This window comes from Lysobacter enzymogenes, assembly GCF_017168095.1.
Lineage (GTDB): Bacteria > Pseudomonadota > Gammaproteobacteria > Xanthomonadales > Xanthomonadaceae > Lysobacter > Lysobacter enzymogenes_D.
On record NZ_LXSD01000558.1, the window covers coordinates 1 to 9,393 of the forward strand.

Genomic DNA, 9,393 nt, shown 5'->3' on the forward strand with positions numbered 1-9,393 from the left:
CGCTGCCGCGCTGAGCGCCCGCGCGGCAGCGCTGCGCGCGCACCGGCCGCCGCCGATGCGCGCGCGACCTCGCCGCCGATCGCGCGCTTACAGCGTGACCAAGGTCAGGCCGTAGCGCTCCAGGATCGGATTGACCGGCTGGAACCAGGTGAACGCGCCGAACATGCCGCAGTTGTGCGGTGCGCCGGCCGGAATGTTCGACGCCGAAGTCACGCCCTGCGCCTGCTCGCCGATGTCGATCCAGCCGCCGCCGGAATCGCCGAACCCGGCGCAGGCCGTGGTCTCGGTGAGCCCGTACACCGGCCCGTTGCCGCCGACGTTGACGGTGACGTTCTTGGCGTTGACCAAGCCGCATTGGTAGCCGGTCTTGTAGCCCGAGCGGCACACCACCGAGGTGTGGTACGACTCGTAGCTGCCGCGTACGAAATAAAAGCCGCCGGCATAGTTGCTGACCAGCGGCAGCACCTCGTGCTGATCGCCGATCGCGACCCAGGCGCGGTCGGCGACCGGGAACTCCGACGCGACGATGTGCCCGATCGGCGCGCCGTCCATCCAGATCGATTCGCCGGCCACGCCGCAGTGGCCGGCGGTGACGAAGCCCTTGGTCGCGCCCTGGCGGACCGCGAAACCGACCGAACACGAAGGCGCGCCGTTCTTCTGATACGCGACCCCGGCGTACACCTGCGAGGTCGCCTGCGGCGCGACGTCCATGCGCTCCAGGCGCAGCACGCCGCTGTCGGCGCCGCTGTAGGCGGCGAAATCGACCGCGCGTTCCAGCGCCTGCGGCGCCATCCTGACCACCACCGAATTGCTGGCCTGGTCGACGTGCCATGCGTACAGACCGTCGATCGGCCGGGTGATCCCGGGCAGGCGCAGGCGCGCGCTGGCGTCCAGGCGCGCCTTGGCCGCTTCCAGCTCGGCCAGGCTGTAGCGCACCTGGCGCAGTCGCACCCCGGGGCCGACGTCGGCGACGCGCGGATCGGTCGAGGCGACGATCAGCCGCACCGCGCCGTCGTCGCCGCGCTCGATCCAGCTGCCGGCGTAGTGCGCGCCCAGGCGCCGCTGCGCCAGCGCCGCGCGCTGCGGCGCTTCGCGCTCCAGTTGCAGCCATCGATCCAGTTGCGCCGGCGACAGGCCCAGATCGCGCTGCGCGGCGCTGCGCAAGGCCGGGTTGACCGACGGCGAGGCCGCAGCCGCGAACGCGATGAGAAACCACAAGGACGAAACCACGATGCGGGCGCGGGCAAGGCGCGGCCGCGGACGGACGGCGGGCATACGAACCTCCTGTTGGATGCGGTGCGGGGGAACGCCGGACCGCGCCTGCTGGCGCGGCCGCATCCGTCGCGGCGCTCGTTCCGGTGAACCGCGTGCGGATGCGCGCCCAGCTAAGCGCGTCGCGGCGGCTCATGCACTTGCGGCGGTCACAGAAGGCGGCGCGCCGCCGCGCGCAGCGGCGCATTCGCGCGCTGCGTCACGTTGCCTCACGCTGCGTCGCGGCGAGCGACATGGGCATGCGGTGCGCCAATCGCCGAAATTCATGCAAAAGCACAGCCCTTGCGCCGCGATTCAATGCGCAGCGCTCTGCAGCGCCTGCGGCGCCGACTCCGATTCTCGCTACGTTGCCGCGGGCAACGATGCGCCCGCCGTCGCGCTCAGAACACTTCCTGCACCTGGGTCACCTTGCCGTCGCGCACGGTGATCAGCACGGTCTTGTTGCCGAGGAAGTACTCCATCCGCTCGCCTTCCTTCGCGCCGTACTTGTTCTCCACCGGTACGGTGCGGCTGGGCTGGCCGGCGACCTCGAACACCCGCCCGACCGGATCGCCGACGCGCAGGATCTTGTTGCCGAAAGCGACGGACTGGGCGAACGCCGCGAACGACAGCGCGGCGAGCAGCACGGAAGCCAGGATCTTGCGCACGGCAACTCCTTTGTGTGGCGCGGGGGAAAGGGCATCGCGCGGATCGTACCTATTCCCGATCGCCGCGCCTGCTTACATCAATCACATTTTGACCAGGCGGCGACCATTCGCCCGAATCCAGCAAACGCCGCGCGCGGACCGGCCCGCAGCCGATCCGACCGAGTGTGCGCATGCCGCCTTCCGCCTCTATCGAGCACCGCCTGTATGCGCTGCAGACTACCCGTCGGAGCATGGCGGAGGCAGCGCGGCGAGTGCATGCCGGCCATACGAAAATACGGCCCGCGCGATCGCACCGACCCGGCGAGCGCGCCGCGCGCGGCCGTGCGTCCTCGTCCCGCGCGCCCTGCGGACCGGGTCCGCCGCACCGTGACGCATGCTCAGATCGGCGTCTGCTGCCCCACCGCATGCGCCAGGTGCGCGATCGCCTGGCTCAGGCCTTCGCGGAACAACAGGTCCGGCGCGTTCGCCAGCTGGCGCGGGTCGCGCACCGTGCCCAGCGCCGCGGACGAATCGCCCGGCGCCGCGCGCGCGATCAGTTCCATCGAAAACTCGCGATAGGCCGCGCATTCGCCTTTCATCCGGGCCAGGTCCTCGGCCATGAACTGCAGCTGTTGCTGCATGTACTGCATCCCCTCTTTGAGCTCCTGCAGCGCGGCGTGTTCGGTCACGTCGTTCCCCATGTGGCAGGTAGTCGGTCGCGCCAGCCTACTCCAGGCGCGGGGCGGGAAAACAAGGCGCCGGTCGGATCCTCGCGCAAGGCCGGTGCGCGCCTGGCGGCGCGTCGAAGCGGCCGCGGCCGCCTCGCCGCGTGTGTCCGGCCACGGCGCCAGTCTGCGTTTGGCGCCGAAGCCCGAGCCGGGCCGGCATCGCGGCCGGACCTGCGCGGCCGCCTGCGCCGGCGCTGCGATTGCGCGGCGCGGATTCGCCGCGCGCCCCGGCGCTTCGGCTTCCTGGATAAACTGCGCCGCACGACCGACGCATCGCCACGCACGACAAGACATGAGCGACGACCTGCTGTCCCACGACACCCGCGCCCAGATCGAAGCCACGCTCGGGCGAACGCTCGACCCGGCCGAAGCCGCCAGCGTCGAATCCTTCGCCGCGTTCGACGATCGCGACATCGCGGAGTTGCGCTTGATTCGCCGCGAGCTCAACACGGTCTACGCCATCGTCTTCATGAAGTACAAGCTGAAAGGACACATGCCGCTCCAGCATGCGATCTATTTCTCCGAAGCCGTGCTGGCGGGAAACACGCCGCAAGCGCTGTGGGATCCCGGGAACTAGGATGGATCGAGCCGCGGGCTCTTCGCTTTACAGCGTGCGCGGGCGCCGGTTGCCGGCGCCGCGAAGATCCCCGCGACCGCGCAGCGGCCGCTGCGGCGCCCCGATCGGCGCAGCCAAGGCAAGTCGGCCGGATGCGCAGGCGCCGCACCCGCGCCGTGCGCGCGACGATCAACCGCGCGACGAACGCCTGCGCGGCGCGCGCTCGGTCCAGCTCGACTTCGGCGTCGGCGTCGGCGGTTGCGGATCGGTATTCGCCGCCAAGGCCTTCAGCCGCACCGCCGCGTACTTACCGTCGCCGAGCAGATCGAAACGCCCGGGCGGATTCTTCAAGATCGCTTCGCGGTCGAGGAAGGTTTCGCGCCCCGCCTGCGGCGGGCGCAGCACGCTGCACAGCTGCAGGGCGAACTTGAGCTTGCTGGTCCCGCTGCGATGCCAGGGATGCCCGGGGACCAGCCGGCTGACCATCGCCGTGTCCAGTTCGACCACCACTTCATCGCCGCTGACCGACTCGCAGCGTCCTATCGCGATGTCGAAGCTTTCCGCCACGACGGCCTCAGCGCGAAACGAGCGTGAGCTTGCTGTTCAATCGGGCTTCCTGCATCAGGCCGCGCAATCGCGCTTCGATCAGCGCGAGCCCGGACAAACGCGACGACGCGCGAAGCGAATAGACCGGCGTCCTGCGGCCGAGGATGGTGCGGCTGTTGCGCTGGACCGAGATGTTGGTGGAACCGCACGCATTCATCCAGATCAAGCGCAACGCTTCCGGACCGATCGTCTGGTCGGTCGGGAGGGTGAACTGGAACCACTCAACGTGATGCTCCACAGGCGTCGACACTCCGCAAACCAGACCCCAGTATGCGCGCCGTCGCGCTGAATTCGACGCATAAGGCGCAAAAAGAAATAGCTGGCGCCGACGCAGGCATGAGCGTAGGGTGGGTTAGCAAGCATCTGCATGCGTCTTGCGCCTGCGCACTGGCGCGCCTGCTCGCGACACCGACTGGAGTCGCCCTGCCCGTTGGCGCGGCGGAGGCGGCTTGCGTTGCGCTGAACGCAGCGAAATCACGAAGGCGCGAACGATACACGTGACGCCTTCGCATCGAGCCTTGGCATCCGCCCGCTCGCCCCGCGACCCGACAAGCCTCGCCCACCGTCGCGCGGCGCTCACCGACGCTCACGTCACGACGATAGTCACACCTCCGCGCGGCGGCTCGATCTACGTTCCCCTCGGCGCGCCCGGATGAGTCGGTGCGAAGCGTGCGCGCGATACGCGACCGAACCAGAGCGTCCGGCGCCGATACCCGCGGAGGAACGATGAAGATCCATGCGCTTTCCCTGGTGGCGATGATGTCGCTGGCCGCGACCGGCCAAACCCAGGCACAGGAGCCCGGCGACGTCTGCCAGGAGGCCTGGAAGCAGTCGTCCGCCTCGAAGTCCTGCACCAGCTTCATGCAGAAGCTCAAGGACGGATCGTGCGGCGGCAGAACCGAGTGCCAGCCCAAGAACTACCCGACCTATCCTGCGGGCCTGTCTCTCGAGAAGACCAGGCAACTGGTCAACTGCGACGGCGAACTGAAGTACAACGAGGCCGACTGCCCCTCGTCGTCGAAGCACACGACCGAAGCGATCATGGCCAGCTACCAGCCCACGCAATACGCCACCCACGACCCGGCCTGCATGGCGGCCTGGGAGGCTTCGTCGGCCAAGCAGACCTGCATCACCCTGGAGTACATCACCCGCTCCAGCGCCGGCTTGTGCACGATCCAGACCCAATGCAGCTACGGCCCCGGCTACGTCGTACGCGATGCGGCCAACATGGTGAAGACCGGGCCGAACAGCTACGCCCTGGGTACGCCGCCGCCGCGCAAAAGCAAGATGACGGTGTCGGAGGCCGATGCGAAGAAGCTGAGCAACTGCGACGGCTACTTGAAGATCGGCTCCTGCGATTGAGCGAACGCCCGAGGCTGCGTTGCGGGCGACAGATCGGCCTGCGGCGCCGCAATGGCGGCGACGACCATCGCGCAGACAGCGGCCGGCGGCGTCAGGATGGGGCGACCAGGAGGCCGCAATGGGAACAGACTGCGAAACGCGCCAATGAACAGAAAAAAGGCGGCGTGAACCTCAGCCCCAAGTCAAAGGATCCAGTCGCAGATAGAAGGCGAGGCGTTCGCGGTCGGGGGCTTCGATCCCTAACACATTGAATAGGACAGCGAAGGCGCGCGCTGCCTCATCTGGCGCTGTCCAGTTCTCCTCGGCGTTAGCGATCATGAGTGCCAGATCGGCATAGCGATCTGCTGTTCCGAGCCGCCCAACGTCGATCAGCCCCGTGCATCGAAGAGTTTCAGGATCCACCATGAAGTTCGGCATGCAGGGATCGCCGTGGCAAACAACCATATCGGTGCGTTCTTGGACGAGCCGCACCGGCAGTTCTTGTTCGACACGAGCCAATAGATCGAGCTGCGGCGTGCTCTTGTCCTCTTCCGGCAAGAAGTCGGGATTGACGGCACTGCGGGACACCACATCGACTGCGCGTCCGAAAATTCGCCACAGCCCACGCTCAAAGGGACATTGATCAATCGGTAAGCTGTGAACTTCTCCAAGTTGCCGCCCGATTGACGGCCACGCTTTGAGCAAGTCCGCCCCGGACAGATCAGCCGCCGGCACTCCAGGAATTGCCGTCATCACCAAGCATGCGCCCTCCTGCTCCTCCTGCCAGTTGATCACCTCAGGGCAAGCCACACCTCGACCTGTGAGCCAAATGAGGCGGTCACGCTCTTCAGCGAGCTCACCGCGGCGGCTAACGCGTGCGATTTTCGCGAAGGCATTCCCGTCAGCACGTCGAAAAATAAAATCACCGGATTCTCCGCTTCCAACAGGCAACCAGTCAGAATGCGGTTCACCAAGACAGATGTTGGTCCAATTCAATCGAGGTTCCTTCAGCTCGCTAATGCGGCGCGGAGATGGCTCAACCCGAATCGTCCAGAGGTTCGTAGACGTCGCAGCCATAAACTTCGATTCAAGGAGCAGACCAGTCGCGATACGCTCTCCATAGCCGCCAGGAGAGAACGTCCATACCACTTTCGATCCGCCAGACCAAGATCCGAACTGCAGCGATACACGCCGCCCTCGAGGTCGGCGAGACCTGGGACGCCTCCGACTTCGAGCGGACGTTAAACTTCGAGAAGCGCTGTGACGATCTGACCTCAAAGGCACCGCGGGGAGCCGGCAGATTCATTGTGCGGAAGGACCAGAGCGAGCAGCGGCAGTATTCAGCCGCCTCCTTCTCGGTGAGCCTGGGGCTGGTAATCGTTCGAGGTTGCGGAGTTTCAGGCTTTTTGGTCGCCATGAGCCAAGCCATTGGCGTCGATCCGAACTGCGTTACGCGGTTACATGGATTTTCAGCATCTCGGCCAAGTAATCCGAAAAGCTGCTCGTCGCTGGCCTTGCCGCTCGCCACCTCTGGACGTACTGGTAGACCGGTGGGTCGTCGCCGTCCTCCAAATCAAAGAATCCAAACTCATAGCCTTGATGCATGTAGAACACAAAGGCGGACTGCGGCAACGGCGGCGCCGAATCCTCGCGCAGCAACTCGTCCGCTGCTTCGCGAAGCCACGACAAATGCCGCCAAAACGTATCGGTCCCTTGCATGAAGCACCCAGCGCGATGCCCCATCGCCAGAAGAAATTCCTCATAGGCCTTCGGCAGTGGTCGTCCAAGAGATCTTGTGAGCACTTCGATTTGTTCAGGCGTGCACCCTTCCAACTCGTCAGGTGAGACGAGTCCGGTAGCCAACAGTTCCTCCCTGATCCCCATCCGAATCTCCTTGAGCAAAGCACAACTCTATACGTCGCTAGCCCGCTGAACTATTGCTAGAGTTGAGACCGGCCAGACTAGCCGGGAGCGGTCAATGCCTCTTTCGATTCGCCGCGCGAAAGCCCAAACAATGGACCTACGCGACGCCCATGAGGTCGGGGGAGACCTGGAATGTGTCGGACTTCGAACGGGGCTTCAACTTCAAGAAGCGCTGGGACGACTTGATTGCACGGGCGCCGCTGAGCCAGCGCAAGCACTACGAAATGCTGGGCATCCAGATCGCTGAAGAGTCGCCTACGTTCAAGCGGCTTGTATGGCCAACTGCGCCCTCTTGACAGGCAGCCGGAACATTAAAAAAATTCGGGGCACATAGAGAACCTCGCTGCCGCCATGTCTCACCAGACCCGCGGCCAGGCCGGGTTTGGCCTGGACTACTGGATCCTCAATTACAGCGCTGCTCCGTTTCACCGCGAAGGCCTCGCCTTCCGGGATTACGCCCCTGCGCTGTACCTCGGCATCACCGGTCGCATCGCGCACCCTAGCCGCCCTTTCGAGCAGATCTTGCCGAAGCTTGAGGCGCGCTATCCGCAAGTTCGAGGTCCATCTAGCTTGCAATGGCCGGACGCTATTCCCGTAGCCTACGCGGCCTGGATGCGCGCTGGCGAGAACGGCGATGGGCCCTGACCCGCTGTTCAGCGCTTCCCTTACCGCCGTCGGGCCGGTGGCGACCAAAAGCTAAACAAACGTTGAATGAGAACGCAGCGAAACCCTTGAAGCCGTTCTAGCTGTCCCTACCGAAAGCCCGGGCGGGCAGACCGCCCGAACTGACCAATGGAGACCTTGCCATGAACGCTATGGTTCGTAATCCCCAATGGCCGACGCAGAGCGCGAACAAGAACGGCGATCCAGTGCGCCACTTGATGGATCAGCTGTTCAACGACGTGTTCCTGCGCAGCAATACGACCGACGAATCGTCGGTCGTCACGAGCCAGTGGGTACCGCTCGTAGACATCGTGGAGACGAACGACAAGTTCGTCATCCTCGCCGACCTCCCCGGCGTCGACCCCAAAGACATCGACGTCCAGATGGAAAAGGGCATCCTGACCATCCGCGGCGAACGCCGGCTCGACCGCCAGACCGACTCGCAGACCTTCGCACGCACCGAGCGGTTGCACGGCTCTTTCCACCGCCGCTTCGCGTTGCCCGACAGCGCCGATGCGGACAAGGTGTCCGCGTCCGGCAGCAACGGCGTGCTCGAGATCGTGATCCCCAAGCGTCCCGAGACGACGCCCCGGCGGATTCCGGTGGGCCTCGTGCACGGCGCGTAAATCCCTTGGCGGCCCGCGCGGGCGGGCCGCCCTTTTCTCGAGCGGGGTCGCCATGGACCGCATCACCGAAGAAGCTGTGTCTTCGCTGCAGGCGCAGGTGTCGGTTCAACACCTCGCGCTGCTGACCTTGCTGCGAACGCATCCGGATCCGGCGGCGTTGCTCGAAAAGTGGCGGGCGACGCTGGCCGACGCGGTCGAGTGCAAGTCATCCCTGCCAAGCACAAGCCGAAAAAGCGATCTGGTACGCGAGCGCTGTGAGCGCTTCGCAGAAGAATGGACCGCCGTGCTGGTCGACGAAACCGTGGCTCGGCCGCGCGATGTTCGATCTGGCTAGGTGTCGGCTGTTGGGATAGTTGCTCTCCCGCCACGCGAGGCGTCGGCTGAAGTGACGCTTTGTTCGTCGATACCCAGGTTTTCGGCTCGCGCCAACCCTGCTCTCGCAGAATCTTCTAGCAGAAGGTCTGGGACAAAGCAGACGACTGCCTGCGCGACGCGATGGATCTGGCCTATCTGTCGGGTTGTAGGTAAGCGCGGCCCCAGCGACCGCTGGAAACTGGCGACCGAGAAGGCCGGGCTCGCCGGGACGCAGTTCCGCGACCTGCGCGCCAAGGCAGGCACGGACAAGGCCGAGAACACAGGGGATATTCGGCGAGCCCAGAAGCAACTTGGGCACGCTACGGTCGTGATGACCGAGCACTATGTGCGTCGTCGCCGCGGCGACAAGGTGACGCCGACGAAGTGAATTGCGGAGCGCCCCTGTATTTTGCGGAGCGCTGACGGGTCGCTAACCCGTCCTAAGTCATTGGTGCCGGAGGTGGGACTCGAACCCACACGCTTTTAAGGGCGGCGGATTTTGAGTCCGCTGCGTCTACCGATTCCGCCACTCCGGCAGCGGGCCGCGCATTATACCCAGCTCGATCGTCGGCGTCTGCCCCCGCTCGAATCAGTTCGGACGCCGGGGTTCGCGCGGCGGTTCGGGCACCGCCGGCGCTTCGGCCGTGCGGTCGCGGTCGCTGCGCGCGGGCGTTTCGGCGGCGCCGGCCTCGCCCGCC

13 protein-coding genes, 1 tRNA gene and 1 pseudogene are annotated in these 9,393 nt (G+C 65.6%); 7 read left to right on the top strand and 8 right to left on the bottom strand.

All coding sequences use genetic code 11. The features are described 5' to 3' along the window. Positions 1–87: 87 nt before the first annotated feature. The 3 genes from A7A76_RS22015 to A7A76_RS22025 form a co-directional block, all read right to left on the bottom strand. Entirely contained in the window at positions 88–1,275 is a 1,188-nt protein-coding gene (locus A7A76_RS22015; RefSeq protein WP_206413319.1) for a S1 family peptidase, read from the bottom strand. A 377-nt stretch (positions 1,276–1,652) separates the two neighbouring features. Continuing rightward, positions 1,653–1,919 carry a DUF2845 domain-containing protein gene (locus A7A76_RS22020; protein ID WP_206413320.1) on the bottom strand — a complete coding sequence of 89 codons (267 nt, stop codon included), beginning with the start codon at positions 1,917–1,919 and terminating at the stop codon, positions 1,653–1,655. 377 nt (positions 1,920–2,296) lie between these two features. Further along, a complete protein-coding gene (locus A7A76_RS22025; protein WP_206413321.1) occupies positions 2,297–2,920 on the bottom strand; it encodes a hypothetical protein in 624 nt (207 codons plus the stop codon). On the opposite strand from A7A76_RS22025, the gene A7A76_RS22030 reads away from it, so the two are divergent. Further along, positions 2,919–3,203 (top strand): hypothetical protein, encoded by a 285-nt coding sequence (locus A7A76_RS22030; protein ID WP_206413322.1) that lies wholly within the window; start codon positions 2,919–2,921, stop codon positions 3,201–3,203. The genes A7A76_RS22025 and A7A76_RS22030 overlap by 2 nt on opposite strands. Before the next feature lie 168 nt (positions 3,204–3,371). On the opposite strand, the gene A7A76_RS22035 is transcribed toward A7A76_RS22030, so the two are convergent. Both A7A76_RS22035 and A7A76_RS22040 read right to left on the bottom strand, forming a co-directional pair. Next, the gene (locus A7A76_RS22035; protein WP_206413323.1) at positions 3,372–3,749 is read right to left on the bottom strand and encodes a hypothetical protein; all 378 of its coding nucleotides are present in this window, start codon (positions 3,747–3,749) and stop codon (positions 3,372–3,374) included. 7 nt (positions 3,750–3,756) lie between these two features. Next, positions 3,757–4,038 carry a hypothetical protein gene (locus tag A7A76_RS22040; RefSeq protein WP_206413324.1) on the bottom strand — a complete coding sequence of 94 codons (282 nt, stop codon included), beginning with the start codon at positions 4,036–4,038 and terminating at the stop codon, positions 3,757–3,759. A gap of 476 nt (positions 4,039–4,514) precedes the next feature. Here A7A76_RS22040 and A7A76_RS22045 point away from each other — a divergent pair, with 476 nt between their 5' ends. Then, the gene (locus tag A7A76_RS22045) at positions 4,515–5,150 is read left to right on the top strand and encodes a hypothetical protein (protein ID WP_206413325.1); all 636 of its coding nucleotides are present in this window, start codon (positions 4,515–4,517) and stop codon (positions 5,148–5,150) included. 171 nt (positions 5,151–5,321) lie between these two features. Here the strand turns inward: A7A76_RS22045 and A7A76_RS22050 are convergent, their stop codons facing one another. Continuing rightward, positions 5,322–6,125 (bottom strand): APH(3'') family aminoglycoside O-phosphotransferase, encoded by an 804-nt coding sequence (locus tag A7A76_RS22050; RefSeq protein ID WP_206413326.1) that lies wholly within the window; start codon positions 6,123–6,125, stop codon positions 5,322–5,324. 453 nt (positions 6,126–6,578) lie between these two features. Continuing rightward, positions 6,579–7,031: an SMI1/KNR4 family protein gene (locus A7A76_RS22055; RefSeq protein ID WP_206413327.1), complete on the bottom strand. Its 453-nt coding sequence runs from the start codon at positions 7,029–7,031 to the stop codon at positions 6,579–6,581. Between the two features lie 155 nt (positions 7,032–7,186). On the opposite strand from A7A76_RS22055, the gene A7A76_RS22060 reads away from it, so the two are divergent. From A7A76_RS22060 to A7A76_RS22080, 5 genes and pseudogenes are all read left to right on the top strand, one after another. Beyond that, positions 7,187–7,348, top strand: a complete 162-nt coding sequence (locus A7A76_RS22060) for a hypothetical protein (RefSeq protein ID WP_206413328.1) — start codon at positions 7,187–7,189, stop codon at positions 7,346–7,348. A gap of 55 nt (positions 7,349–7,403) precedes the next feature. Next, positions 7,404–7,697: a hypothetical protein gene (locus A7A76_RS22065; protein WP_206413329.1), complete on the top strand. Its 294-nt coding sequence runs from the start codon at positions 7,404–7,406 to the stop codon at positions 7,695–7,697. Between the two features lie 161 nt (positions 7,698–7,858). Next, positions 7,859–8,341 (top strand): Hsp20/alpha crystallin family protein, encoded by a 483-nt coding sequence (locus A7A76_RS22070; protein WP_206413330.1) that lies wholly within the window; start codon positions 7,859–7,861, stop codon positions 8,339–8,341. A gap of 52 nt (positions 8,342–8,393) precedes the next feature. Next, positions 8,394–8,675, top strand: coding sequence for a hypothetical protein (locus tag A7A76_RS22075; protein WP_206413331.1), 282 nt, complete (start codon positions 8,394–8,396; stop codon positions 8,673–8,675). 204 nt (positions 8,676–8,879) lie between these two features. Then, positions 8,880–9,083 (top strand): annotated as a pseudogene (locus A7A76_RS22080) (tyrosine-type recombinase/integrase); the annotation flags it as partial. A 61-nt stretch (positions 9,084–9,144) separates the two neighbouring features. Here A7A76_RS22080 and A7A76_RS22085 read toward each other — a convergent pair. Further along, positions 9,145–9,231: transfer RNA gene (locus tag A7A76_RS22085), tRNA-Leu, on the bottom strand. Between the last annotated feature and the right edge of the window lie 162 nt (positions 9,232–9,393).

Excerpts from the sequence above, each read along its gene's own strand:
- A7A76_RS22065 (WP_206413329.1), top strand. The coding sequence starts at position 7,404 with ATGTCTCACCAGACCCGCGGCCAGGCCGGGTTTGGCCTGGACTACTGG.
- A7A76_RS22070 (WP_206413330.1), top strand. The coding sequence starts at position 7,859 with ATGAACGCTATGGTTCGTAATCCCCAATGGCCGACGCAGAGCGCGAAC.
- A7A76_RS22045 (WP_206413325.1), top strand. The coding sequence starts at position 4,515 with ATGAAGATCCATGCGCTTTCCCTGGTGGCGATGATGTCGCTGGCCGCG.
- A7A76_RS22030 (WP_206413322.1), top strand. The coding sequence starts at position 2,919 with ATGAGCGACGACCTGCTGTCCCACGACACCCGCGCCCAGATCGAAGCC.
- A7A76_RS22015 (WP_206413319.1), bottom strand. The coding sequence starts at position 1,275 with ATGCCCGCCGTCCGTCCGCGGCCGCGCCTTGCCCGCGCCCGCATCGTG.
- A7A76_RS22075 (WP_206413331.1), top strand. The coding sequence starts at position 8,394 with ATGGACCGCATCACCGAAGAAGCTGTGTCTTCGCTGCAGGCGCAGGTG.
- A7A76_RS22025 (WP_206413321.1), bottom strand. The coding sequence starts at position 2,920 with ATGTCTTGTCGTGCGTGGCGATGCGTCGGTCGTGCGGCGCAGTTTATC.